This is a genomic window from Methylobacterium sp. 22177 (genome assembly GCF_052045615.1).
In the GTDB taxonomy this organism is placed as follows: Bacteria; Pseudomonadota; Alphaproteobacteria; order Rhizobiales; family Beijerinckiaceae; genus Methylobacterium; species Methylobacterium radiotolerans.
Window position 1 is genome coordinate 44210 of the sequence record NZ_JBQEPK010000018.1, and the last position, 25405, is coordinate 69614.

Consider the following 25405-nt stretch of genomic DNA (forward strand, 5'->3'; position numbering starts at 1 on the left):
AACCCACCGGAGACACGCGAATGCCCAGCAGGTTCACCCTCACGACCGCGATCCTGCTGGCCCTGGCGGCGACGGGCGCCCGGGCGGACGCGATCCGCATCGGCGTCAACGAGCCGCTGACCGGCCCGTTCGCGGCCTCGGGCACCTACGTGGTCAACGGCGCCAAGATCGCCGCCGACGAGATCAACGCCAAGGGCGGCGTTCTCGGCAAGAAGCTCGAGCTCGTGATCGAGGACAACAAGAGCAACCCGACCGAGGCCGCCGCGGTCGCCGAGAAGCTGATCACCAGCGACAAGACCCCGGTGATGATGGGCGCCTGGGGCTCCAGCCTGACGCTCGCCGTCATGCCGAAGCTCATGGACTACGAGACCCCGATGCTGGTCGAGACGTCCTCGTCCGGCAAGATCACGACCTCCGGCAATCCCTACGTGTTCCGGATCTCGCCGCCCTCGTCGCTCGAGGCCGAGACCTTCGCGCCGATGGTTGCGCGCCTGGGGCTGAAGAAGGTCGACTTCCTGGTCCTCAACAACGATTTCGGCCGCGGCGCCGCGACCGACTTCGGCAAGATGCTGAAGGACAAGGGCGTCGCGGTCGGCCTCGTCGAGACCATGGACCAGGGCGCGCAGGACATGAGCGCCCAGCTCGCCAAGCTGAAGGCGTCGGATTCCGACACGATCATGATCACGAGCTCCGTCGATCAGCTCGTGCTCCTGTTCAAGCAGATGGCCGCCCTCGGCCTGAAGAAGCGCGTGATCACCACCGGCGGCTCTCAGAACCCGGACCAGATCATCGCCCAGGCCGGCGCCGCGGCCGACGGCACGATGCACCTCACGACCTTCCTGCCCTGGTCGCCCGACAAGACGCCGGACCCGAAGGCCACAGAGGCCTTCATCGGCGCCTGGAAGAAGCGCGGCTTCGACTTCGCCGGCGTCACCGAGAGCTTCCGCGGCTACGACGGCATCCGCGCGATCGCCCACGCCATCGAGAAGGCGGGCTCGGCCGATCCGGCCGCGATCACCAAGGCCTTCTGGTCGGTCGACTTCGTCGGGCTCAACGGCCCGATCCGCTTCGCCAAGGCCGGCCCCGCCGGGAAGGAGAGCGGCCAGAGCAAGCCCGACGTCTACCTCATCGAGATCAAGGACGGGAAAGTGATCGTGCCGGCGCTGTGAGCGCCCCGGACCGGCGGCCTGACGCCGGTCCCTTCGCCCGTCCACCGGCCTCCGGGCCGGGGCGCATCCTCGGAGGCGGCCCGTGAACGAACTGATTCAGCACCTCGTCAACGCGCTCATCCTCGGCGGCACCTACGCGCTGCTGGGGATCGGCCTGACGCTGATCTTCGGGATCATGAACGTGGTGAACTTCACCCACGGCGCGCTCTACACGGTCGGCGCCTACGTCATGTATCTCGCGGTCGCCGCCCTGGGGCTGAACTTCTTCCTGGCGCTGCCGGTGGCGATCCTCGGCGGCCTGCTGCTCGGGGCCGCGATCGAGCTGCTGCTGCTGCGCCCGTTCCGGGGCTCGGACATCGACACCACCATGCTGGTGATGATCGGCGCCGGCATCGTCCTGCAATCCGGCACGCTCTGGACCTTCGGCGGCGTCGCCAAGGCGATCCCGTCGCCCTTCCCCGAGGCGCCGCTCCAGGTCGGCCCGGTCTCGGTGTCGTGGCTGCGGCTGTTCGTGCTCGGCGCGGCGCTGACCCTGATCGCCCTGACCTACGCGCTGATCAACCGGACCAAGCTCGGTCTCGCCATGCGCGCGGCCTTCCAGGATTCCGACACGGCGGCGCTGATGGGCGTCGACGTCCGCCGGATCTACACCGCGACCTTCGCCCTCGGCTCGTCGCTGGCGGCGGCGGCGGGCGCGCTCCTCGGTCCCGTCTACGTGGTGTTCCCGCAGATGGGCGGCCTCGCCGAGCTCAAGGCCTTCGCCATCGTCATCCTGGGCGGGCTCGGCAACGTCACCGGCGCGGCGATCGGCGGCTTCATCCTGGCGCTCGCCGAGGAGCTGGGCGCCGGGTACGTCTCCTCCGGCTACCGGGACGCGATGGGGTTCCTGATCATCATCGCGGTCCTGCTCTACAGGCCCACCGGGCTGTTCGCGAAGGCGGAGCGCATCGGATGAACCGGCTCCTCCCCCTCGCCCTGCTCGCCGGCCTCGTGGCCCTGCCCCTGGGGCTCGGCGCCAGCCCCTACCTCCTCAACGCGCTGGTCGTGACCGGCATCCTGACGATCGGCGCCATGAGCCTGAACCTGCTCCTGGGCTTCACCGGGCAGCTCAGCCTCGGCCACATCGCGTTCTTCGGGATCGGCGCCTATGTCAGCGCGCTGACGAGCCTCGGCTTCGACGTGGATCTGGGCTTCGGGATCCGCGTGGTCCACGAGCCCTGGCCGGCGGTCGTCGGCCTCCTGCTGGCGACGGCGGCGGCGGGCGCTTGCGGCTACCTGATCGGGCGGCTCTCCTTCCGGGTGCGGGGCGCCTACTTCGTGATCGTGACGATCTCGTTCGCCGAGGTCGTGCGACTCGTGGCGCTCAACTGGGTGGAGCTGACCCAGGGGCCGCTGGCGCTGACCAACATCCCGGCCATCACCCTCGGCCTGCCGGGCCTCGGGATGTGGACCCTCAAGACCAAGCTCCAGAACTACTACCTCGTTCTGGCCGTGGGGACGCTCTGCTACGCCGTGATCGCCCGCCTGGTCGGCGGGCGCTTCGGCCGGGCGATGCGGGGCCTCAAGGAGAACGAGCCGCTGGCGCTGTCGGTCGGCATCAACGCCACCCGCACGCTGACGGTGGCGGCCGTCATCTCGGCCGCGATGGCCGGCGCGGCGGGCAGCCTCTACGCCCATTACCTGCGGATCATCGATCCCGACGTGTTCCTGTTCGCCACCACGGTCAGCATGGTCATCATGGTGGTGGCGGGCGGCAAGGGTACCCTGATGGGCCCGGTCGTCGGCGGCCTGATCTTCGGCCTGCTGCCGGTGGCGCTCCGCCCGGTCATGGCGCCGGAGGCGCAGTGGATCGTCTACGGCCTCGTGCTGATCGTGATCCTGTTCGTGATGCCGCGGGGCATCGTCCCGGGCCTGGCGGCGCTGCTCGGCCGCCGGCCGGCCCCGGCCGCCCCCGTCCTCGAGGCCAATCCGGCGGTGCAGCGATGAGCGCGATCCTCTCCGTCGAGCATGTCGGCGTCCGCTTCGGCGGCCTCGTCGCCATCGCGGACCTGCATTTCGACGTCCGGGCCGGCGAGATCGTCAGCCTGATCGGCCCGAACGGGGCCGGCAAGACGACGGCCTTCAACGTGATGACCGGCTTCCTCAAGCCCAGCCAGGGCGATGTCCGCTTCCGCGGCACGTCCCTGAAGGGCCTGCCGCCGCACGCGATCACGCGGCTCGGCCTCGCCCGCACCTTCCAGCGCACCAGCGTCTTCCCGGACGACACGGTGTTCGAGAACGTGATGATCGGCCTGCACCAGATGGGCGCCGCGGCGGGCCGCGCGCCGGTGCTCGACGCGCTCCTCGGCCGCGCGGGGGCCGGCGAGCGGCAGCTGCGCGCCCGCGCCGCGGCGCTCCTCGACTGGGTCGGGCTCGCCGGCCGGGCGCAGGAGAAGGCCGGCGCCCTGGCCTACGGGGAGCAGCGCCTCGTCGGCGTGGCGCTGGCGCTCGCCACTGAGCCCGCCATGCTGCTCCTCGACGAGCCGGTCTCGGGGATGAACGCCTCCGAGACGCGGGTCTTCGTGCGGCTGATCCGGCAGATCCGGGAGCGCGGCGTCACCATCCTGCTCGTCGAGCACGACATGCCGATGGTGATGGAGGTCTCCGACCGCATCGTCGTCCTCAATTACGGCCGCCTGATCGCCGAGGGGCCGCCGGACCGGATCCGCAGCGACCCGGCGGTGATCGAGGCCTATCTCGGCCAGGGCAGCGCCGCCCGGCAGGCCGCCGCCGCTGCCGCGCAGGAGGCGGTCCATGCTTGAGATCCGCGACCTCGTCTGCGGCTACGGGCACGTCACGGCGCTGAAGGGACTCACGATCGACGTGCGCGAGGGCCAGCTCGTCGCCCTCGTCGGCGCGAACGGGGCCGGCAAGTCCACGACGCTGCGGGCGATCTCCGGCCTCGTCCCGCCGCGATCCGGCGCGATCCGGTTCGCCGGCCGGGACATCGCCGGGGCGGAGCCCCGCCGGATCCTGGCCGCGGGCATCGCCCATTGTCCGGAGGGGCGGCGCGTCTTCCCGCAGATGACGGTCGCCGAGAACCTCGCAATGGGCGCCTATCTGCGCCGCGACCGGGCGGCGGTCGCGGCGGACCTGACGCGCATCTACGGGGAGTTCCCGCGCCTCGCGGAACGCCGCGACCAGGCGGCCGGCACGCTCTCGGGCGGCGAGCAGCAGATGCTGGCGATCGGCCGCGCGCTGATGGGGCGCCCGAAGCTCGTACTGTTCGACGAGCCGTCCCTGGGCCTCGCGCCGAACATCGTCGAGCGGATGTTCGCGGTGATCGGGGCGATCCGCGATGCCGGCACGACCGTGCTGCTCGTCGAGCAGAACGCCTTCGCGGCCCTCGAACTCTGCGACTACGCCTACCTGCTCGAGACCGGCCGCATCGTCCTCGAGGGGCGCGGGCAGGACCTCATCGCCGATCCCCACGTCCGGGACGCCTATCTCGGTGGCTGAGGCGGTACCGCCGGGGTGGATCCGCCTCGGCCCGACCGACCTTCTCGGCGATCGGGACCTGCTCCCCGTCACCGCGGGCGGACGCCAGCTGCTCCTCGTGCGGGCCGGCGCGCGGATCGTGGCCGCCGAGCGCGCCTGCCCGCACGAGGGGGCCGACCTGGCCCTCGGCCGCTGCGTCGCGGGCCGGCTGCTCTGCCCCCGCCACCAGGCCTCGTTCGACCTCCGGGACGGCGCCGTCTCGCCGGGCTGGTCCTTCCGTGCCCTGCGCCTGTTCGCGATCGAGGCGGCCCCGGACGGGCTCTGGCTCAGGACCGGATCGGACCTTCTCGCGCCCAACACGGCGCGGTCGGGCTGCACCCGCCGGGCGGGCACGGGAGAGCGGTCGGAAGCGGGACCGGACGGTAGAGCGACCGCGAGCGGCCGACAGATCGGGATCTAGGGCCGCGCGGTCGGGATCGCGGCGCTCACCGCGCGTCTCGCGCGGACGATCGTGCTGCACCCGCTCCTGCTCGGGCGGGGGCGCATCGCGAGGACGGTCGCGGGGGCGTCCTCCCGCTGGGGACGCGGGCCGATCGCCCGTCCGAAGGTGTCGGCCCAGGCCAGCCTCGTCACGTTGTCCGGGCTCGGAGTCGTCGGGGCTTCCTGGCGGGCCGCTCGGCGGCGCTTGCGGGCCGCGGCGCCGATCCACCGCTTGATCAGGGGACCCCTCGCGGCGAATGTCGGATCCGACGCGGTCCAGCCGACGCTTCGTCTATGACGGCGATGAGCCATGGAATCCCCTCAAACCGACTTCGGAGGGCCGCTCGCGCGCGGTCCGTCGGACAGCATCGCACCGCCGCGTGGGTCGCACAGGATCGCGGGCGCGCGCCCAGCATCCGATCCCGTCCGCGTGGCCTTCTGCTGCATCCCCGGGCGCGTGCGATTGAATGTCCCGAACATCAGCTTAGCCGATCGGGATAGCTTCGTGGACCAGTCCACATGGACTGGTCTATGACCCGTGACGGCGCCTGCGCGGTTGCTCTAAACAGGATCCGGCATGGCGCAGGAAGCAATCCTCATCATCGATGACCACGCGCTGTTCCGATCCGGCATCGTCTCGATGCTGTCGACGGCGTTCGACGAGATTCCGGTTCTCGACAGTGCATCGCTGCACGAGGCGCTCGCCATCGTCGCCGTCGTCCCGACGATCGTCCTCCTCGACATCCAGTTGCCGGGCATCAGCGGCCTCGAGGGGATGGGCCTGCTCCAGCAACGCTGGCCGGCCGCCCGGATCGTCGTGGTGTCCGGCCTGGATCTGCCCGACACCGTCAGCACGGCCCTGGCGCATGGCGCCTGCGCGTTCCTGTCCAAGGCCGACCGTCCCGACCGGATGATGACGGTCCTGCGCGAGATGCTCGCGCGGTCGTCCGCGGCCCCGCGCGCGGGCGCCGCCCTCTGCCCGACGCTCACGCCGCGCCAGGCCGAGGTGCTGACCCTGGTCGGGCGCGGCTTGTCCAACAAGATGATCGGACGCAGTCTCGGCCTGTCGGAACACACGATCCGGGGCCACGTGCAGGGGCTGCTGTCGGTGCTGGGGGTGACGCGGCGCGCGGAGGCGGTCTTCAAGGCTCAGCAACTCGGCCTGATCCGATGAGCCCGTCGCAGGAGGACCGGATCGCGGCCGAGCAGCTGCGCCTCGTTCTCGACGGCGTCACGCAGTCGGTCGCCGTCGGTTTCCTCGTCTCGACACTCATGCTCGCCGTGCTGTGGGAGCTGGTGCCCCACGCCGTCCTGCTCGGCTGGTACGGCGCGTTCCTCGTCGAGCGGTTCGGGGCGGCCGCCTACGCGCGCCGCGTGCGCGAGGCGGTCGGCGAGCCCGATTGCGCCCGCCGGGTGGAGCGCGTCATCTTCGCGAGCAAGATCGTCGAGGGCGCGATCCTCGGATCCCTGATCTGGATCGCGCTCCCGCTGCAGATCCCGGCGGTGAGCATCCTGACCATGTCGCTGCTGGGCGCGACCTGCAGCAACGGCGTCTCGCTCCTGGCGCCGCGGCGGCACCTCTATCTCGCCCTCGTCGTCCCCGTCGCCGTCCTGGCCGCCGGAACCCTCTGGTCGCTCGGCGGCGCGCCCTACAGGGCCCTGGCGGTCTGCTCGATCCTCTTCGTGGTCGGGCAGTACGGTCAGGTCGTGCTCGCCAGCCGCCGCGTGCGGGAATCCATCGAGCTCCGCTTCGAGAACGCGGCCCTCGTCGAGCAGCTGCGCGCGGAGAGCGCCGCGGCGCACCGGGCCCGCCGCGACGCCGAGCACGCCAACACCGCCAAGTCCCAATTCCTGGCGGCGGCCAGCCACGATCTGCGCCAGCCGGTCCACGCCCAGGGCCTGTTCCTCCAGGCGCTGAGCCAGACGGATCTCGCCGCGCCGCAGCGGCGAATCCTCCAGAACGCCCAGACCGCGAACGTCGCGTCGACGGACATGCTCAACACGCTGCTGGACTTCTCGCGCCTGGAAGCCGGGGTCATCACGCCGCGGCGCCGCGCCTTCGAGCTCCAGCCGCTCCTCGACAAGATCGAGAACGATCTGGCGCATCTGGCCGACGCCAAGCGCCTGATCTATCGAACCCCCCAGACCGATCTGGCGATCGTCTCGGACGCGGCCCTGCTGGAGCTGGTCCTGCGCAATCTCGTCCTCAACGCCATCCGGTACACCGAGCGCGGCGGCGTCCTCATCGGCTGCCGCCGCCGGGGCGCGGGCGTGTCGATCGAAGTCTACGACACCGGGATCGGCATCCCCGTCGACCAGCGCGAGGACATCTTCCGGGAGTTCTACCAGCTCGGCAATCCCGAGCGCGATCGGCACAAGGGCCTGGGGCTCGGGCTCGCGATCGCGCGCGGGATCGCCGCCTCGCTCGATCATCCGCTCTCCCTCTCGTCGGAGGTCGGGAGCGGCAGCGTCTTCCGCATCCTCGTGCCCAGGAGTCTCGACGCCGTGCTCGACAGCGTGCACGACACCGTGCACGGCGCCGACCTCGACGCCGCGGGCGAGGCGGATATCTCGGAGAGCGGCGGACTGGCCGGCGCCCGCATCCTGATCGTCGACGACGACGCCATCGTCCGCGACGCGATGGTGGCACTCCTCTCGGGCTGGGGGTGCCTGTGCTGGGCCTTCGAGGACCCGACCGAAGTCACCCGACTGCCCTGGCAGGGGCCGCCGCCGGATGCGCTGATCTGCGACTATCGCCTGAGACGGGACCAGACCGGCGCGGAAGCCATCGCGACGCTGCGGCAGCATTGGGGGCGGCCGGTCCCGGCGATCCTCATCACCGGCGACACCGCGCCCGTCCGCATGCGGGAGGCCTCGGAGAGCGGGATCCCGCTGATCCACAAGCCGGTCCGACCGGACCTTCTCCAGACCGCGCTCGCCGCGCTGATCCCGCCGGGCCGGCCGCCCGTCGGGCCCGTGAGCGCGGAGGCTCGGCGCGGACCGGAGGACACGGGTCTCGTCCGCGCGGCGGGATAGTCGGCGCCTCCCGCAGCTCCGCGGGCCCCCGAACGCCCGCCGCGCCATCGTCGCGGTCCACCCGGCGCGGCCGGCGCGGCGGCGGCGGGTTGGGCCGGATCGGCGTGCACGGGATCGGTGACGCGACGGCGCTGCGCGGCCGCGTCGCCGGGCGCAGAGCGTCAGCGGGACGGCTCGGCGGCCGCGTCGGTCCAGCTCGGAAGCGGGAAGGTCCGATCGTAGGCCAGATTGAACACGAAGGCGTAGGCCACGTAGAAGGCCGCGATCGCGAGATCCATGAAGAAGGCCTCGACCAGGCCGATGCCGAGGTACCACGCGATCGGCGGCAGCAGGATCATGAGCAGACCCGCCTCGAACAGCACGGCGTGGAAGACCCGCAGGACGAGGCTCTTGCGCGTGTGCCCGGCGAGCCGCTGCATCGCCCGGTCGAAGCCGAGATTGTAGACGTAGTTCCAGCTCGTCGCGACGAGGGCGCTGCCGACGCCGATCACGCCCATGTCGGCGGCGTGCAGGCCGAAGGCCGCGGTCCCGAGCGGGACGATGAGCAGGAGGCCGATCACCTCGAACAGGATGGCGTGGCGGATACGGTCGCGGGTGCTGCGCATGGTCTCGCTCTGCGGAGGCGGTTTGGTCGGCCGCTCTCTATCTGCGATAACGCCATCCTCAAGTTAGGACGTATCTGAGAATCCGATAGATGGCGGTGTCGCTGGACCAGCTCCAGGCTTTCGTGGCCGCGGCGGAGGCCGGCTCCTTCTCGGGCGCGGCGCGGGCGCTGCGGAAGGCCCAGTCGGCCGTCAGCGCGCAGGTGGCCAACCTCGAAACGGATCTGGGGTTGGCGCTGTTCAGCCGCGCGGGCCGGAACCCGGTGCTGACCCCCGCGGGGGAGCGGCTGCTGCTGGAGGCGCGCGTGGTGCTCGACCGGCGGGAGCACCTGATCGGCGTCGCGAGCAGCCTGGAGCAGGGCGTCGAGAACCGGCTGGTGGTCGCCATCGACGAGCTCTACCCGGAGCACGCCCTCGGCGCCCTCTTCGCCAGCTTCGCCCAGCGCTTCCCCTTCGTGGAACTCGAACTGCTCTTCCCGCTCATGGAGGATGTCAGCCGCATGGTTCAGTCGGGGGCCGCCGACCTGGGTGTGATGTGGCGCCAGGAGGAGCTCCCCACGGAACTCGGGTTCCAGACCATCGGCTGGGTGCCGCTCAAGCTCGTCTGCGGCCGCGATCACCCGCTCGCGAAGGCGCGGGTGGAGTGGGAGGAGCTGAAGCGCCACCGCCAGATCCTCGTGGCCGCCCGCGGCGACGGGGCGGAGAAGCGCCGTCTGCGGGTCGCCGCCGAGGTGTGGTGGGTGGAGAGCCACTGGGTCATCCTGGAGATGGTGAAGCACGGGATCGGCTGGGCCTTCGTCACCGACCACGTCATCGCCGCGTCCCTCACGGCGCCGTACCTCGTGACGCCGGACCTTCAGTTCGACCAGGGCGACTGGCCGATCGCCCTCGAACTGGTCTGGCACAAGCAGCGGCCCTGCGGCCCCGCCGCGACCTGGCTTCGGGAGCGTTTCGCGGCGGAGCGCGTCGGCGGCCTCCCGGTCGAGGGCTGGCCACGCTGAGGAAGGGCCGCTGCGCGGAGCCGCGATCGACGGGCCCGCCGGTGAGCGCGACCCGGCGCGACTCCCGGCGAGGTCGTCACGACAGGCGGTCTGGACGCGGAAAGACCTCTGTGTTCCTATCCATTCGAATTTCCTATGGTCCGGCCCATGGAGCTCCGGCATCTTCGCTACTTCGCCGCGGTGGCGGAGCATCTCAGCTTCACCGCCGCCGCCCAGAGCCTGGGCGTGTCGCAACCGCCGTTGAGCCAGCAGATCCGCGATCTCGAAGTGGAGATCGGCGTCAACCTGTTCGAGCGCTCGAGCCGGCGCGTCGTCCTGACCGCGGCGGGCGAGGACTTTCTCGGGAACGCGCGGGCGGTTCTCGCGCAGGTCTCCGACGCCGTCGACCGGGCGCGCACGATCGGCACCGGAGCGGCCGGCATCCTCAACATCGGCATGACGAGCTCCGTCCTCGCAGGGCCGGCCGGATGCCTGATCCGGGCCTTCGAGCAGCGCTTCCGGGCGGTGGACGTGCGCATCCACGAGATGGCGCCGACCGACCAGATCGCGGCCCTCAAGGCGAACCGGACGGATCTCAGCTTCCTGCGCAGCCCCCCCGAGGACCCGGATCTCGTCGCCCACATGGCGTGGCCGGAGCGGCTCTGCGTGGCCGTGCCGCGCGAGCACGCCCTCGCCGCCGGTCGGAGCGTCGCGATCGACGTCTTCCGCAGCGAGCCGCTGATCTCGCTCGGCCTCGAGAGCTCGCGCTTCGCCGCGGAAATCTACCATGCTTGCATCCAGAGAGGCTTCACGCCGAGCATCTCGCAGCAGGTCAACGAGGCCTCGTCGCTGATCAACCTGGTCGCGGCCGGCTTCGGTCTCGCCATCATCCCGGAATTCGTCGGTCGTGCGAGACATCCGGACGTCGTCGTCTTGCCGATCAAGCCGTCATTCCTGTCGGCGGACGTCTATGCGCTGCATCATACTCGACGAAATCCGGTCATCGACAATTTCCTCGCGCTGATCCGCGAGGAGGCGCCGGGCTTGATCGCGCGGTTCCAGAAGCGGTGACGCCGTCCGGAGGCCGGATCAGTTGTCCAGCCATCTAAACGTGCAGCCTATCAATCAAGCCGAACAAGATATTGGACCAACGGACGTCGGTGCGTCTATCTCGCGTTGGAACGAGGGATCACGCCATGTTCGACCTCGACCAGGACTATCCCCGCGACATGGTCGGATACGGTCGGCATCGACCGGACCCGGCCTGGCCCGGGGGCAAGCGCGTCGCCGTCCAGTGCGTCGTCAACTACGAGGAGGGCGGCGAGAACTGCATCCTCCACGGTGACGCGGCTTCCGAGGCCTTCCTCTCCGAGATCGTCGGGGCCCTGCCCTGGCCGGGGAAGCGCCACGCCAACATGGAATCGATCTACGAGTACGGCGCCCGCGCCGGCTTCTGGCGCCTCTGGCGGGCGTTCACGCGCCGCAACCTCCCGGTCACGGTCTTCGGCGTCGCCTCGGCGATGCAGCGCAACCCCGAGGCCGTCGCCGCCATGGTCGAGTCCGGCTGGGAGATTGCCAGCCACGGCCTTCGCTGGATCGACTATCGTGACCACAGCCCGGAGGCCGAGCGCGCCGATATCGACGCGGCCGTCGCGCTGCAGACGTCGCTGACGGGCAGCCGGCCCCTCGGCCTCTACCAGGGGCGGACCTCCGCGAACACGCTGGCGATCGGCGCCGCCGAGGGCGGTTTCCTGTACCTCGCCGATTCCTACGCCGACGACCTGCCCTACTGGCTGCGGATCGGGGGGCGTCAGCAGCTCGTCGTTCCCTACACCCTCGACGCCAACGATATGCGGTTCGCGACCGCCCAGGGTTTTAACAACGGCGACCAGTTCTTCGGCTACCTCAAGGACACGTTCGACGTCCTGTACCGCGAGGGCGAGGCGGGCCGGGGCGGCATCATGTCGGTGGGGCTCCACTGCCGCCTGGTCGGGCGTCCGGGGCGGATGGCCGCGCTGGAGCGATTCCTCGACTACGTGGGCGATCACCCGGACGCATGGGTGACCACCCGGCTGGACATCGCCCGCCACTGGATCGCGGCCCACCCGCCGCGCGGCGGCTACCGGCCGACCCGCATGGGCCGCGCCCTGTTCGGCGAGGTCTTCGGCCCGGTCTGCGCCGGCCTGTCCGGCGCGTCGCCCGCGGCCGGCGCGGCGATGGCGGAGCGGGTCCGCGCGGGCGGACTCCCCGCGGAGGCGGACGACCCGTCCGTTCTGGCCCGGCTCCTCGCGGAGGCCGCGGGTGTCCCGGCCGACGCGCGCGGCCTCCGGAGCCGACTCGAGGCGCTCACCGGAGAATAGAGCCGACGCCTCGACCGGGTCGTGAATGCCCCAACGCGGTCGTTATCTGTATTCGGTTCGGGTTTACGAGGATCAGGAGACGGAGAGACGTAGGTCTTGCTTGACGGGCCGCAAAGGGCCGTCAGGGTCACGGGAAAAGCCCGGCAACAGGGCTGCGCCAGTCAGGGAGAAACGCCATGTACGCACAGGTCGAGGCCGCCGGCATCAGCACCGCCGTGTCGGATGAACGGGACGCCGTCGTCATCAAGCCGAGCTACGATCCGGATCTCGTGAACAAGGATCTGGCGCCGCTGCGCAAGCAGACCTGGGGCACCTACAACATCTTCGCCTTCTGGATGTCTGACGTTCACAGCGTCGGCGGATACGTGACCGCCGGCTCCCTGTTCTCGCTGGGACTCGTGAGCTGGCAGGTGCTGATCGCCCTGCTGGTCGGCATTGTCATCGTCCAGGTCTTCTGCAACCTCGTCGCCAAACCCAGCCAGCGGACCGGCACGCCCTATCCGGTGATCTGCCGCGCCTCCTTCGGCGTGAAGGGCGCCAACATCCCGGCGATCATCCGCGGGCTGATCGCGGTGGCGTGGTACGGCATTCAGACCTACCTCGCCTCGGCGGCGCTGACCGTGGTGGCGCTGCGCTTCTTCCCCGAACTCGCCGTCTACGCCGACCTCAAGCAGCACGGCTTCGCCGGCCTGTCGAGCCTGGGCTGGGCCGCCTTCATGACCCTCTGGGTCCTGCAGGCTCTGGTCTTCTGGCGCGGCATGGAGGCGATCCGCGTGTTCATCGACTGGGCGGGACCGGCGGTCTACGTGGTGATGATCGCGCTCGCCGCGTACCTCGTCGCCAAGGCCGGGCTCGGCGAGATCGGGCTGACCCTGGGCACCGTGAAGTACACCGGCTGGGACGCCCTGCCGGTGATGATCAACGCCGTCGCCCTCGTGGTCTCCTACTTCTCCGGGCCGATGCTGAACTTCGGCGACTTCTCGCGCTACGGCGAGAGCTTCGACGCGGTGAAGAGGGGCAACTTCTGGGGCCTCCCGGTGAACTTCCTCGGATTCTCGCTCCTGACGGTCGTCACCGCCTCGGCGACGGTGCCGGTCTTCGGTCACCTGATCACCGACCCGGTGGAGACGGTGAGCCGCATCGACAGCACCTTCGCGGTCGTGCTCGGCGCCTTCACCTTCATGACGGCGACCATCGGGATCAACATCGTCGCGAACTTCGTCTCGCCCGCGTTCGACTTCTCGAACGTGTCGCCGCGGCGGATCTCGTGGCGGATGGGCGGGATGATCGCGGCCGTCGGCTCGATCTTCATCACGCCCTGGAACCTCTACAACAATCCCGCCGTGATCCACTACACGCTCGACGTCCTCGGCGCTTTCATCGGCCCGCTGTTCGGGATCCTGATCGCCGATTTCTACGTCGTGAAGAAGGAGAAGGTCGTCCTCGACGACCTCTACACGATGAGCCCCGCCGGGACGTACTGGTACACGGACGGGTACAACCGCGCCGCCGTGGCCGCCCTGATCCCCTCGGCCCTGATCCCCGCGCTCTGCGTGATCCTGCCGGGCCTGGAGAGCGTGGCGAACTTCACGTGGTTCATCGGCTGCGCTCTGGGCTTCGCGATCTACACGGCCCTCATGCGCCGCCGCCCCGCCGGCGCGGTCCGTCCGGCCTGAACCGGACCGATCGGGCCCGGCCCCGGTCCGTATCGGAGACACGAACCCGCCCGGCGGCGCGGACCGACCCGCGCCGCCGGGCCCTGCCCGATCTCACCACCTCAGGCCGGCTTCGTGCCGGCCGTCGCCCGGCCGTCCGGCCGGCTCCCGCCACGCGAGGGCGCCATGCGGATCCTTCTGCTCAATCCGAACACCAGCACCTCTGTGACCGAGCTCCTGGCCGCGCAGGTCGGGACGATGTCGGGTGCGGCGGCGACCTTCATCCCGGCCACGGCGCGTTTCGGCGCCGCCTACATCGCCAGCCGGGCGGCCCTGGCCATCGCCGGCCACGCGGCCCTCGACGCCTTCGCGGAGCACGGCCAAGGCTGCGACGCGGTCTTCCTCGCCTGCTTCGGCGATCCCGGCCTGCTCGCCCTGCGCGAGGTCTCGCCGGTCCCGGTGGTGGGGATGCTCGAAGCGTCGTGTCGCGAGGCCCAGCGGACCGCCGCGCGCTACGCCATCGTGACCGGCGGGGCCCTGTGGAAGCCGATGCTCCACGAGATCGTCGCCGGCCTCGGCGTCGGTGACGGCCTCGTGGGCATCCGGACGATCGCGCGCACCGGCGGCAAGATCGCGAAGGACCCGGAAGCCGCGCTGTCCGATCTCGCGGCCGCCTGCCAAGCCTGCGCCGCCGAGGATCGCGCCGAGGCGGTGATCCTCGGCGGCGCCGCCCTGGTCGGCCTCGCCGCCCGCGTGCAGCCGCACGTGCCGGTCCCGGTCCTCTGCTCGGTCGCGTCGGGGGTGACGGCGGTCCTGGCCGCCGCGGCCGCGCCCTACCGGCGACCGCCCGTCATCGCCACCGACACCGTCGGTCTCGGCACCGCCCTCGGGACGCTGCTCGCGCCGCGCCAAGCCGTCGGCCAAGCCGTCGGTTGAGGCGGGACGGAGGCCGCCGGCGCGAGACTGGCAGCCGTCCTGCATCGCTCGGGATCCTTCGCCGTTCCAGACGGAACAAGCCACGTGGGGACAGCCATGACGATCCAGGCGCAACCCGCGACCGACGGGCCGGTCATCGCCGCGACCGCGCGTCTGGACGACACCTACCGGCGGATCACGTGGCGGCTGCTGCCGTTCCTGATGGTCCTCTGGATCCTGTCCTGGATCGACCGGGTGAATATCGGCTTCGCCAAGCTGCAGATGCTGGCCGAGCTCCGGTTCAGCGAGACCGTCTACGGCATCGGCGCCGGGATCTTCTTCATCGGCTACTTCCTCTGCGAGGTGCCGAGCAACCTGCTGCTGGAGCATATCGGCGCCCGCAAGACGATCGCGCGGATCACGCTGCTGTGGGGGATCTGCTGCGTGGCGATGATGTTCGTGACCACGCCGGCATTCTTCTACATCCTGCGCTTCCTGCTCGGGGTCTTCGAGGCCGGATTCTATCCCGGCGTCATCCTGTACCTAACCTACTGGTATCCCAGCGAGCGCCGGGCCAAGGTGTTCGGGCTGTTCATGTCGGCCTCCGCGCTGGCCGGCGTCATCGGGGGGCCGCTCGCGGGCGCGATCATGTCGGGGATGCACGGCGTCAACGGCTGGTCCGGCTGGCAGTGGGTGTTCCTGCTCGAGGGCATCCCCTCGATCCTGGCCGGCATCGTCACGCTGTTCTACCTGACCGACCGACCCGCCAAGGCCGGCTGGCTGACGCCGGAGCAGAAGGCGCTGGTCGAGGCCGACCTCGCGCGCGACGCCGTGGCCCTGGGCCACCGCGAGCACCGGATCCTCGCCTCGCTGAAGGACGCGCGCGTCTGGCAATGCATCGCGATCTTCTTCTGCATCGTCACGGCGAACTCGGCCCTGACCTTCTTCGGGCCGAGCGTGGTGCGCGATGCCGGCTTCACCGACCCGCTCGCGGTCGGCTGGATCATGTCGGCGGCCTATCTCTGCGGCGGCGCCGGGATGATCCTCAACGGCCGCCACTCGGATCGGACCGGCGAGGCGCGGCTGCATTGCGGGGTCCCGGCCCTCGTCGGGGCGCTGGCCATCGCGCTCACGGGGGTCTTCATCGCGAACGCCCCGATCCTCGCGCTGCTCATGCTCGGGGTGGCGATCGTCGGCACGATGAGCGCGATCCCGGTCTTCTGGCAGATCCCCGGCCGCTTCCTCGCGGGGTCGGCGGCGGCGGCCGGCATCGCGCTCATCAATTCGGTGGCCAACCTCGCGGGCTTCGGAGCGCCGGCGGTGATGGGTTACCTGCGCGAGCAGACCGGCTCGGTCGCGACCGGACTGTGGCTGGTCGCGGCCGTCGAGGCCGCGGCGCTCGTCCTGATCCTGGCCTTCGTCCCGCCGGCGACGCCGGAGATGGGGCGGCGCGCCCGGGCCCGCGCGGCGCACGAGCCGGCATGAACCGATGCAAGAGAGGGAGGCCGTCTTGAGACACGTACTTGACCGACAGGCTCTGACGCGGCGCGGCCTCGTGGCGACGGGGCTCGGCGCCGCGGCCGCGATCTCCGCGGGTCCGGCGCTGGCCCAGGGCACGCCCGCACCGGCGGCTCCGGCCAGCCCTCCGGCCAACTCTTCCGCCAAGCCCGGCACGCTGAGCGCCGCGCCCGTCTCGCAGGCCGGCCTCTCGCCGCGGCTGACCCTGCACGCCATCGACAATTTCCACGGCACGCCCGGTGCCGGCATGGTCTGCGACCTCGCGCTGCACGACGGCGACGGTTACCGGCTGATCAAGACGGTCACCACCGCGCCGAACGGTCGGACCGCCGAGCCGCTCCTGGTCGACGAGGCCTTCAAGCCGGGCCGCTACGAGCTGGTGATGCACGTCGAGGCGTATTTCGCGGGTCTCGGCGTGAAGCTCCCGACCCCGAACTTCCTCGGCCTCGTGCCGATCCGCTTCCGGATCCGCGACGCGAGCCAGCGCTACCACCTGCCGGTGCTGTTCACGCCCTGGGGCTACTCCTACTACCGCGGCAGCTGACCCGTCCGAACCCCGACGCGACAAGGAGACCCGGCATGGCGGGCATCACCACACACGTCCTCGACACCGATCGCGGCCGCCCCGTCGCGGGCGTCCGCATCGACTTCTCGGTCCTGGAGAACGGCCAGTGGCGCCTCGTGAAGAGCGTCGTCACCAACGCCGACGGCCGCACCGACGCGCCGATCCTCCCGGCCGACAAGGCCGAGACCGGCCAGTATCAGCTGGAATTCTTCGTCGACGCGTATTTCCAGACCCGCGCCGGCACGGCGGAGGCCGACATCTTCATCGACAACCCGGTCGTGCGGTTCGCCGTCTTCGACGCCAAGCAGCATTACCACGTGCCGATGCTGTGCGCCCCGTCGAGCTTCACCACCTACCGCGGAAGCTGAGCGGCATGATCGACCTCGACCGCCTCAACGCCCTCGATCGCGACGCCTTCGTCGAGCATCTCGGCGGCGTCTTCGAGCACGCGCCCTGGGTCGCTCGGGCCGCCCACGACGCGGCGCCCTTCGCCAGCCTCGCCGCACTCCACGGGGCGATGATGGCGGCCGTGCGCGCGGCGCCGCCGGAGGTGCGCCTGGCCTTCCTCAACGGCCATCCCGAACTCGCCGGCCCGGAGGCCCGGGCGCGGGCGATGACCGCCGAGTCCGCGCAGGAGCAGGGCAGCGCCGGCCTCGACCGGCTGACGGAGGCGGACGCGGCGGCCTTCGACCGGCTGAACGCCGCCTACCGGCACCGGTTCGGCTTCCCGTTCATCGTCGCCGTGCGCGGCCGCGACCTGCGCGAGATCCGCGTGCTGTTCGAGGAACGCCTCGCGCGCCCGGTCGCGGACGAGGAAGCGACGGCCCTGGAGGAGATCGGCGCGATCACCCGGATGCGGCTCGACCGGCTGGTGCGGCCGGGATAGGGCGACGCCCCGCGGCGATTTCGGTCTTGGCCGGCCGGTCGGCAGCGTCCATGCTGGGCGCGGTCTTGACCGCAATCCCGGTTCGGGGGCTGCATGAAGCGACTGGACGTGGCCGTCATCGGCGGTTCGATTGCCGGACTGACCGCGGCGTGCCTGCTCGCGCGGAGCGGTCACGCCGTCGCGGTGTTCGAGCGGTCGGCGGGCGCGCTCACGGGCCGCGGCGCGGGGATCGTCACGCATCCGGGCCTCCGGGCGGTGCTGGCGCGCTGCGGTGCGCCGGCCGGCGCGCGCGATCTCGGCGTCACGGTCGAGGGCCGCCGGGTCCTCGACCGCGGCGGGACCGTGATCGCCGAACAGAGCCTGCCGCAGGTGCTCGCGAGCTGGGGGCGGCTCTACGGCCTGCTCCTGGACGCCGTGCCCGCCGACGGCGTCCGCTTCGGCGCAGCGCTCGCCGCGGTCGAACACGACGGCGAGCGCGTCGTCGCGCTGTTCGAGGACGGCCGCCGCATCACGGCGGATCTCCTCGTCGGCGCCGACGGGCAGTTCTCCACCGTGCGGGCCCGGTACCTGAGCGCCGTCGCGCCGCGCTACGCGGGCTACGTGGCGTGGCGCGCGGTCGTCGACGCGGCGGCCCTCTCGCCGGCGACCCGCGAGGCGATCGCCGGCCATTTCGCGTTCTGCCTGCCGCCGGGCGAGCAGATCCTCGGCTATCCCGTCCCCGGGCGCGCGGACGGGACCGCGCGCTCCTTCAACGCGGTCTGGTACAGGCCGACCGAGGAGGCCGCGCTCGCCGCGCTGCTGACCGATGCCGGCGGCGTCCGCCACGCCCTCTCCATCCCGCCGGGTCGGATCAAGGCCGCGGTGCTGGCGGCGATGCGCGCCGACGCCGAGCGGATCCTCGCGCCGCCGTTCGCCGAGGTCATGCTGCGCGCCGATCAGCCGTTCCTGCAGGCGATCCTGGACATCGAGGTGCCGACCATGATCCCGGCGCGCGGTATCGCCCTGATCGGCGACGCCGCCTTCGTGGCCCGGCCCCATGTCGGGATGGGCGTGACCAAGGCCATGGAGGACGCCGGCGCCCTGGCGGAGGCGCTGGACGCGGCCGGCGGCGCCGTGGACGCCGCGCTGACGGCCTTCGACGCGCGCCGGCGGTCCTACGGCGCGGCGGTCGTGGCGCGGGGACGGGATCTCGGCGCGTACCTGCAGGCGCAGCAGCGCGGCGCGGCCGAGCGGGCGGCGGCGGAGCGGTTCCGCAGCCCCGAGGCGGTCATGGCCGGGACGGCGGTCCCGCCGGAGGTCCGCCTCCGTTAAGCCGCGCGGCAGGTCGCCTCGGCGCGCACGGCGGCCGGGAGGGCGAGGGGCGGATTCGCGCTGTCCAGAAACTCGACGGTGGTGAAGATCAGCTCCGTGTCGCCGATATTGGCGAGGTCGTGGGTCATCGACTCGCCCGGCCCGAACGACAGGTGCTGGATGTCGCCCGCGCGGTAATCGACCTCCGCGACCCGCCCGTCGCCGTAGTGCGAGCGGGCGCGCCCCGCCGTCACAGCGGTCCAGAAATAGTCGAGCACGTGCGTGTGGAAGCCGATCCGCGCGCCGGGCGCCAGGACGATGGTCCAGACCCGGCAGCGCGCGTCCTCCGAGAGCAGCCGGGTGCCGACGCAGCCGTTGTCCCGCGCCGCCGCGAAGTCCTGAGCCAAGTCGGGCGGCAGCGCCGCCGAGGCCGGTTCCGTTCCCTGGGTCATGGCGCTCCTCCGGCCCGTGAGGCTAACGCAGTTCCCGCGAAAGTCATCGCCGCGGCGGCACCTCTCGGTGACACGTCTCGGTGACACGTCCCGCGGTCTGGCCATCCCGGCACGGCCTCTAGATCGCGTCGGCCGGTCGCGCGGCCGTCACCACCCGGCGATGGGTGGCGAGAAGCCCCGGCAGGGCCGCGTCGAGCATCGCGGCCCGGACCGCGTCGCGGTCCGCCGTGCCGTCGATGCCGTAGACCCGCGAGCGCAGGCCGACATAGACCAGGGCGCCGTGGATGCCGAACAGGAGCTCGAACTCGTCGTCGGCGAGCGGCTGCGCCTGCGGGTCCGGCAGGTTCGATTCCGCGCGCATCCCGGCGAGCAGCGGCGCGAAGATGCGCGCGCGGACCATGCCGAGGTAGCGGCTCGGCAGATCGAACCCCTTGAGGCCCGCCGAGACGAAGATCCGCAGCCACGCGTAGTCGTCGATCCGGCGCTGGTAGTCGATCTCGAAGCGCCGGAAGCGCTCGAGGACGGGGAGCGCGGGGTCGCGCACCGTCGCCTCCCAGGCGGGATCCCAGCGCTTGAGGTAGACCTCCGCGTAGATGCGCTCGATCAGCGCGGCCTTGGTCGGGAAGTAGCGGAACAGCAGCGGCTGCGTGATGCCCAGCCGGCGCGCGAGCTCCCGGGTGTGCCCGTCGAGGCCGACCTCGGCGAAGTAGGCGACCGCCCCCTCGACGATCTGGCGCTCGCGGGCCTCGGGCGCCAGCCGTCGGCCGGTCGGCACGCGACCGTCACTGCCCGCCGGCCTGCTTGACGCCATCTCGGTTTCGCCTTCTATTGAGCGAACGATAAATAGAGGCTTCCAGCCTGTCCCATCGGGGCGGTCATGGGCAAGCCCGTCGGGAGGAGACCAGGGCTTGAAGGCGCCCGACTTCGCCTACGCGCGTCCGGCCTCGCTCGAGGCGGCGCTCGCCCTGCTCGCCGAGCACGGGGACGATGCCGTTCCCCTCGCGGGCGGCCAGAGCCTCGTCACGGCCCTCAACATGCGCCTCTCGGCGCCCGGGCTGCTGGTCGACCTCAACGCGATCCCCGAACTCACCGGCGTCTCGGAGGCCGACGGCGTTGTGCGGATCGGTGCCATGACGCGCCACCGCGACGTCGGGACCGCGGCGATCGTGCGCGATCGCCTGCCGCTGCTCGCCGCCGCCCTGCCGCACATCGCCCATCCGGCGATCCGCAACCGCGGCACGATCGGCGGCTCAGTGGCGCTGGCCGACCCGGCCACCGAGTGGCCCGCCTGCTGCCTCGCCGCCGGCGCCACGATCGTGGTGCGCGGCCCCGCGGCCGAGCGGCGCGTCCCGGCCGACGCGTTCTTCCGCGGCCTCTACACGACGGCCCTGGAGCCCGGCGAGATCGTCACGGCGATCGAGTTTCCCGTGCCGGGAGCCGACGCGGTCTGGGGGTTCGAGGAATTGTCGCGCCGCCACGGCGACTACGCCCTCGTCGGCCTCGCGGCGACCGGGCGCCGGGCCGCGGGCGGCCTGTCGGACCTGCGCCTCGCCTTCTTCGGCGTGGCCGATCGGCCGGTCCTGGCGCGGACCGCCGCGGCGGCCCTGGAGGCCGGCGACCTCGCGGGTGCCCAGGCGGCGCTCGCCGGTGAGCTCGACCCGCCGGACGACCCGACGACCAAGGCCGCGACGCGGCTTCACCTCGCCCGCGTGATCCTCGGCCGCGTTGCGGCCGGGATGCGCGGCGGCGGAGCGCAGGAGGGAGACCCCGATGGCGTCTGAGAGCCCCGACCACGCGCACGCGGTCGCCTTCACGCTGAACGGCGAGGCCGTGCGGGCGCATGTCCCCGCCCGGATGCATCTCGGCGACCTGCTGCGCCAGTCCTTCGGCCTCACCGGCGTGCATCTCGGCTGCGAGCACGGCGTGTGCGGCGCCTGCACGATCCTGGTCGACGGCCGGGCGGTGCGGTCCTGCCTGATGCTCGGCGTCCAGGCCGACGGCGCCACCGTCGAGACCGTGGAGGGCCTGACCGAGAGCGGGCGCATCCGCGACCTGCAGGACGCCTTCCACGCCCGCAACGCCCTGCAATGCGGCTACTGTACCCCCGGCATGCTGGTGACGGCCGCCGAGCTCCTGGACGACGCGGACGCGGCGGCGTCGCGCGCGGCGATCCGCGCGGCGATCGCGGGCAATTACTGCCGCTGCACCGGCTACCACGCCATCGTCGACGCGATCGCGGCGACCGCCGAGGCGCGCCGGCAGGGTCGCCAGAATGCAGGCCGGGAGGCCGCCGAATGAGCGCGGATCCGGGCGGCCTCACCTTCCTCGACCGGCCGAACAGCTATATCGGCCGCTCGGTCCCGCGGCCGAACGCCCGGCGCCTCCTCGAGGGCCGAGGCGTCTACGTGGACGACGTGGCCGTCGCCCGCCTCGGCCACGTGGCCTTCCTGCGCAGCCCCCACGCCCACGCCCGCATCGTCGCGCTGGAGACCGCGGACGCCGCGGCGATGCCCGGCGTGATCGCGGTGGTGACCGGCGCCGAGCTGGCGGAGGTGTGCGCGCCCTGGGTCGGCGTGCTCGGCCACTTCAAGGGTCTGCGCTCGGCGCCCCAGCACGCGCTGGCGATCGACCGGGTGACCTGGGTCGGCGAGCCGTTCTGCGCCGTGGTCGCGCGCGGCCGGGCCGAGGCCGAGGACGCGCTGGCCGCCATCATGGTCGAGTTCGACCCGCTCCCCGCCGTCGTCGACATGGAGGCGGCGCTCGATCCCGCGACGCCGGCGATCCACGCCGAACTCGGCGACAACCTCGCCTTCGAGCGCGTCCTCGACGTCGGCGACGTCGACGCGGCCTTCCGCGACGCCGCCGTCGTGGTCGAGGAGACCTTCCAGTTCGGCCGGCACACGGGCGTATGCCTGGAGCCGCGGGCGATCCTCGCGGACTGGGCGGCGGCGGACGGGATGCTCACCGTCCACCATTCCTTCCAGGCGCCGCACATGATGCAGGACATCCTGTGCAAGCACCTCGCTCTGCCCGAAGGGGCGGTGCGGGTGATCTGCAAGGATGTCGGCGGCTCCTTCGGGATCAAGGTCCACATCTACCCCGACGAGATGGCGACCTGCGCGCTGGCGCTGATGCTGAAGCGCCCGGTCAAGTTCGTCGCCGACCGGCTGGAGAGTTTCCAGAGCGACATCCACGCCCGCGACCATCGGGTCACCGCCCGGATGGCCTTCTCGGCCGAGGGCGACATCCTCGCCCTCGACATGGACGACCTCACGGGCATCGGGCCCTACTCGGTCTACCCGCGCACCAGCGCGGTCGAGGCCAACCAGGTCGTCAACCTGACCGGCGGTCCCTACCGGCACCGGCATTACCGGGCTCGGGCCCGGGTCGTGCTGCAGAACAAGGCGCCGACCTGCCAGTACCGGGCGGTGGGCCACCCGATCGCCACGATGGTCGCCGAGGGGCTCGTCGACCTGGGCGCCGCCCGGCTCGGGCTCGATCCCCTGGCCGTGCGCGAGCGGAACGTCATCCCCGACGACGCCTATCCCTGCGCGGGCGTCTCGGGGATCAAGCTGGAGAAGCTGTCCCACCAGGCGGCGCTCGCCAAGCTCAAGGCGATGATGGACTACGATGCCCTGCGGGCCGAGCAGGCGGGCCTGCGCGCGCGGGGGATCCACCGGGGCATCGGGCTCGCGGCCTTCATCGAGATCACCAACCCGTCGGCGGCCTTCTACGGGGTCGGCGGCGCGCGCATCTCCTCCCAGGACGGCTGCACGATCCGGCTCGATCCCCAGGGCGGTGTCGTCGCGGCGGTCAGCGTCACCGAGCAGGGCCAGGGCACCGAGGGCATCATCGCGCAGATCGTGGCGACCGCCACCGGCGTGCCGATGGACAAGGTCCGGGTGATCTCGGGCGACACGCAGGCGACCCCCTACGGCGGCGGGACCTGGGCCTCGCGCGGGGCCGGCATCGGCGGCGAGGCGGCGTGGCAGGCCGGCAAGGCGCTGCGCGGCAACGTCCTGGCGGTGGCGGGCGCGATCCTGCAGGCCGATCCCGGGAGCCTCGACGTGCGCGACGGCGCCGTGGTGGACGCGGCCACCGGGACCGAGCGCATGCCGCTCGCGGAGCTCGGCCGCATCGTCTACTTCCGCCCCGACACGCTGCCGCCGGGCGTGCAGCCGGAGTTCGTGGCGACCCGCCACTACGTGCCGAAGGATTACCCCTTCGCCTTCACCAACGGCGTGCAGGCCTCCTACGTCGAGGTCGACACCGAGACGGGCTTCGTGCGGCTGCTGAAGCACTGGTGCGTCGAGGATTGCGGCACCGTGCTGAATCCGCTCCTCGTCGACGAGCAGATCCGCGGCGGCATCGTCCAGGGGATCGGCGGCGCCCTGTTCGAGCACTGCCTCTACGACAGCGAGGGCCAGCTCCTGAACGGGTCGATGGCCGACTACCTCGTGCCGATGGCCGGCGAGATGCCCGACATCGCGGTCGCTCACGTGGTCTCGGCCACCGCGTCGTCCGAGATCGGCGCCAAGGGCGCGGGCGAGGCCGGCACCGCCGGCGCGCCGGCCGCGGTCGTCAACGCCATCAACGACGCGCTCGCGCCGCTGAACGCCCGGGTCGCGCGCCAGCCGGTGACGCCCGAGGTCGTGCTGGAGGCGCTGGGACTGATCTGAACGGATATCGGGAACCGGTCCGCACGAACGAGACCGGTCCCGACGGGGAAACGCCGACGGAGGGACGAAGGGATGGGAACGGGCTTCGACAGGCGCCGGATGCTCCAGGGCGGCGCCGCCGCATCCGCGCTGGCGCTCGCCGCCCCGGCGCTCCTGCGCGCCGCGGCCGCGCAGGACGGTCCGATCCGCATCGGCTTCCCGGTACCGCTCACCGGCGCCTTCGGGGCCGAGGCGAACGATCAGGTCCGCGCCGCCCAGCTCGCCGTCAAGGAGTTCAACGAGTCCGGCGGCTTCCAGGGCCGCAACGCCGAGCTCCTGGTGCGCGACGACAAGCTCAATCCCGGGGAGGCCGCGACCCGGACCCTCGAGCTGATCGAGAAGGACAAGGTCAATGTCCTGGTCGGCGGCCTGTCGGCGGCGGTGACGCTCTCGATCAACAACGTCGCCCGCGAGCGGGGCGTGATCTACAACTCGATCAGCCAGTCCGACGCGATCAACGAGGCCAAGGATTTCGGCCGCACGACCTTCCACGAGGCCCTGAACCCGCACATGACCGCGGGTGCGGTCGGCCGCTACGTCTTCCCGAAATCGGGCAAGCGGGTCGCCTTCCTCAGCGCCGACTACGCCTACGGCCACGAGATGATGCGCGGGTTCAAGCGCGCCGGCGAGGCCTTCGGCATCGAGGTCGTCGCCGACATCCGCCACCCGATCGGCGCCTCCGACTACTCGGCCTTCCTGCCCCGCATCGCGGCGCTCAAGCCCGACGTGCTCTGCCTGTGCAATTTCGGCCGGGACCAGGTGGTCTCGATCCAGCAGGCCACCGAGTTCGGCCTGAAGCGCAGGACCAAGCTCGTCGCGCCGGTGCTCCTGTTCACCGCGCGCAAGGCCGGCGGCGACGCCTTCGACGGCGTGATCGGCGGCACCTCCTACTACTGGCGCCTGGAGGACAGCGTGCCCTCCGCCAAGGCGTTCAACGACCGGTTCCGGGCCGCCTACAACGGCGCCGTGCCCTCCGATTACGGGGCGCTGGGCTATGCCGGCGTCCGCTCGGTGCTGGAGGGGGTGAAGGCCGCCGGGTCGGTCGAGACCGACAAGGTCGTGGCCGCCATGGAGGCCCTGAAGGCCGATTTCTACAAGGGGCCCCAGAGCTTCCGGAAATGCGACCACCAGTCGGTGCAGTCGGTCCTGATCGTCGAGGCGAAGTCGAAGGACATGAAGACCCCGGACGACGTCTTCACGATCCTCGGCACGGAGGGGCCGGACGAGCGCTTCCTGCGCGGCTGCGACGAACTCGGCCACAAGGCGTGAGGCGCTCCGTGCGAACCCGCGGGAGGGCGCGGC

At 71.6% G+C, this 25405-nt stretch carries 25 protein-coding genes; 22 read left to right on the forward strand and 3 right to left on the reverse strand.

What is annotated here, in order from left to right; translation table 11 throughout:
• Positions 1-20 precede the first annotated feature (20 nt).
• The 8 genes from ACTJK8_RS17190 to ACTJK8_RS17225 all read left to right on the forward strand — a co-directional run bounded on the left by ACTJK8_RS17190 (position 21) and on the right by ACTJK8_RS17225 (position 8162).
• On the forward strand, positions 21-1169 hold the full coding sequence (locus tag ACTJK8_RS17190; RefSeq protein WP_440762276.1) for an ABC transporter substrate-binding protein: 1149 nt from the start codon (positions 21-23) through the stop codon (positions 1167-1169).
• Positions 1170-1251: 82 nt separating this feature from the next.
• Positions 1252-2124: a branched-chain amino acid ABC transporter permease gene (locus ACTJK8_RS17195; protein ID WP_012329570.1), complete on the forward strand. Its 873-nt coding sequence runs from the start codon at positions 1252-1254 to the stop codon at positions 2122-2124.
• Positions 2121-3155: a branched-chain amino acid ABC transporter permease gene (locus tag ACTJK8_RS17200; protein ID WP_012329571.1), complete on the forward strand. Its 1035-nt coding sequence runs from the start codon at positions 2121-2123 to the stop codon at positions 3153-3155. The genes ACTJK8_RS17195 and ACTJK8_RS17200 overlap by 4 nt, the downstream gene beginning before the upstream one ends.
• Entirely contained in the window at positions 3152-3970 is an 819-nt protein-coding gene (locus ACTJK8_RS17205; protein WP_058608075.1) for an ABC transporter ATP-binding protein, read from the forward strand. The genes ACTJK8_RS17200 and ACTJK8_RS17205 overlap by 4 nt, the downstream gene beginning before the upstream one ends.
• Complete coding sequence (locus tag ACTJK8_RS17210; RefSeq protein ID WP_012329573.1) at positions 3963-4667, forward strand: ABC transporter ATP-binding protein; 705 nt, start codon at positions 3963-3965, stop codon at positions 4665-4667. Before ACTJK8_RS17205 ends, ACTJK8_RS17210 begins: the two co-directional genes overlap by 8 nt.
• Positions 4660-5106: a Rieske (2Fe-2S) protein gene (locus tag ACTJK8_RS17215; protein WP_024827367.1), complete on the forward strand. Its 447-nt coding sequence runs from the start codon at positions 4660-4662 to the stop codon at positions 5104-5106. Before ACTJK8_RS17210 ends, ACTJK8_RS17215 begins: the two co-directional genes overlap by 8 nt.
• A gap of 597 nt (positions 5107-5703) precedes the next feature.
• Positions 5704-6300: a response regulator gene (locus ACTJK8_RS17220; RefSeq protein WP_043074725.1), complete on the forward strand. Its 597-nt coding sequence runs from the start codon at positions 5704-5706 to the stop codon at positions 6298-6300.
• Positions 6297-8162 carry an ATP-binding response regulator gene (locus ACTJK8_RS17225; protein ID WP_440762277.1) on the forward strand — a complete coding sequence of 622 codons (1866 nt, stop codon included), beginning with the start codon at positions 6297-6299 and terminating at the stop codon, positions 8160-8162. Before ACTJK8_RS17220 ends, ACTJK8_RS17225 begins: the two co-directional genes overlap by 4 nt.
• A gap of 161 nt (positions 8163-8323) precedes the next feature.
• Here ACTJK8_RS17225 and ACTJK8_RS17230 read toward each other — a convergent pair whose 3' ends face one another.
• A complete protein-coding gene (locus ACTJK8_RS17230) occupies positions 8324-8767 on the reverse strand; it encodes a PACE efflux transporter (RefSeq protein ID WP_012329577.1) in 444 nt (147 codons plus the stop codon).
• Between the two features lie 89 nt (positions 8768-8856).
• Between ACTJK8_RS17230 and ACTJK8_RS17235 the strand changes: the two genes are divergently transcribed.
• The 10 genes from ACTJK8_RS17235 (at position 8857) to ACTJK8_RS17280 (ending at position 18954) form a co-directional block, all read left to right on the forward strand.
• A complete protein-coding gene (locus ACTJK8_RS17235; RefSeq protein ID WP_012329578.1) occupies positions 8857-9765 on the forward strand; it encodes a LysR family transcriptional regulator in 909 nt (302 codons plus the stop codon).
• A 147-nt stretch (positions 9766-9912) separates the two neighbouring features.
• On the forward strand, positions 9913-10815 hold the full coding sequence (locus tag ACTJK8_RS17240) for a LysR family transcriptional regulator (RefSeq protein ID WP_024827365.1): 903 nt from the start codon (positions 9913-9915) through the stop codon (positions 10813-10815).
• 125 nt (positions 10816-10940) lie between these two features.
• The gene (gene puuE / locus ACTJK8_RS17245) at positions 10941-12104 is read left to right on the forward strand and encodes an allantoinase PuuE (RefSeq protein ID WP_116656609.1); all 1164 of its coding nucleotides are present in this window, start codon (positions 10941-10943) and stop codon (positions 12102-12104) included.
• Between the two features lie 176 nt (positions 12105-12280).
• Entirely contained in the window at positions 12281-13780 is a 1500-nt protein-coding gene (locus tag ACTJK8_RS17250) for an NCS1 family nucleobase:cation symporter-1 (RefSeq protein WP_012329581.1), read from the forward strand.
• A gap of 165 nt (positions 13781-13945) precedes the next feature.
• Positions 13946-14695 carry an aspartate/glutamate racemase family protein gene (locus ACTJK8_RS17255; protein WP_440762278.1) on the forward strand — a complete coding sequence of 250 codons (750 nt, stop codon included), beginning with the start codon at positions 13946-13948 and terminating at the stop codon, positions 14693-14695.
• A 96-nt stretch (positions 14696-14791) separates the two neighbouring features.
• Positions 14792-16159 (forward strand): MFS transporter, encoded by a 1368-nt coding sequence (locus ACTJK8_RS17260; RefSeq protein WP_440762279.1) that lies wholly within the window; start codon positions 14792-14794, stop codon positions 16157-16159.
• A gap of 25 nt (positions 16160-16184) precedes the next feature.
• Positions 16185-16736: a hydroxyisourate hydrolase gene (gene uraH, locus ACTJK8_RS17265; RefSeq protein WP_029358113.1), complete on the forward strand. Its 552-nt coding sequence runs from the start codon at positions 16185-16187 to the stop codon at positions 16734-16736.
• Between the two features lie 35 nt (positions 16737-16771).
• Positions 16772-17125 carry a hydroxyisourate hydrolase gene (gene uraH / locus ACTJK8_RS17270; protein WP_012329585.1) on the forward strand — a complete coding sequence of 118 codons (354 nt, stop codon included), beginning with the start codon at positions 16772-16774 and terminating at the stop codon, positions 17123-17125.
• A gap of 5 nt (positions 17126-17130) precedes the next feature.
• Positions 17131-17643 (forward strand): 2-oxo-4-hydroxy-4-carboxy-5-ureidoimidazoline decarboxylase, encoded by a 513-nt coding sequence (uraD, locus tag ACTJK8_RS17275; protein ID WP_440762280.1) that lies wholly within the window; start codon positions 17131-17133, stop codon positions 17641-17643.
• A 93-nt stretch (positions 17644-17736) separates the two neighbouring features.
• Positions 17737-18954 carry an FAD binding domain-containing protein gene (locus tag ACTJK8_RS17280; RefSeq protein WP_059408790.1) on the forward strand — a complete coding sequence of 406 codons (1218 nt, stop codon included), beginning with the start codon at positions 17737-17739 and terminating at the stop codon, positions 18952-18954.
• Here the strand turns inward: ACTJK8_RS17280 and ACTJK8_RS17285 are convergent.
• Together ACTJK8_RS17285 and ACTJK8_RS17290 are read right to left on the reverse strand one after the other, a co-directional pair.
• Complete coding sequence (locus ACTJK8_RS17285; protein WP_012329588.1) at positions 18951-19385, reverse strand: hypothetical protein; 435 nt, start codon at positions 19383-19385, stop codon at positions 18951-18953. The two genes, ACTJK8_RS17280 and ACTJK8_RS17285, sit on opposite strands and share 4 nt — an antisense overlap.
• A gap of 118 nt (positions 19386-19503) precedes the next feature.
• Positions 19504-20160, reverse strand: coding sequence for a TetR/AcrR family transcriptional regulator (locus tag ACTJK8_RS17290; protein ID WP_244633154.1), 657 nt, complete (start codon positions 20158-20160; stop codon positions 19504-19506).
• Between the two features lie 133 nt (positions 20161-20293).
• Between ACTJK8_RS17290 and ACTJK8_RS17295 the strand changes: the two genes are divergently transcribed.
• From ACTJK8_RS17295 to ACTJK8_RS17310, 4 genes are all read left to right on the forward strand, one after another.
• Positions 20294-21166, forward strand: coding sequence for an FAD binding domain-containing protein (locus tag ACTJK8_RS17295; RefSeq protein WP_024827357.1), 873 nt, complete (start codon positions 20294-20296; stop codon positions 21164-21166).
• A complete protein-coding gene (locus tag ACTJK8_RS17300) occupies positions 21156-21683 on the forward strand; it encodes a (2Fe-2S)-binding protein (protein WP_058608080.1) in 528 nt (175 codons plus the stop codon). Before ACTJK8_RS17295 ends, ACTJK8_RS17300 begins: the two co-directional genes overlap by 11 nt.
• Entirely contained in the window at positions 21680-24064 is a 2385-nt protein-coding gene (locus ACTJK8_RS17305) for a xanthine dehydrogenase family protein molybdopterin-binding subunit (RefSeq protein WP_440762281.1), read from the forward strand. The genes ACTJK8_RS17300 and ACTJK8_RS17305 overlap by 4 nt, the downstream gene beginning before the upstream one ends.
• Before the next feature lie 72 nt (positions 24065-24136).
• On the forward strand, positions 24137-25372 hold the full coding sequence (locus tag ACTJK8_RS17310; protein WP_043074734.1) for an ABC transporter substrate-binding protein: 1236 nt from the start codon (positions 24137-24139) through the stop codon (positions 25370-25372).
• Positions 25373-25405 lie beyond the last annotated feature (33 nt).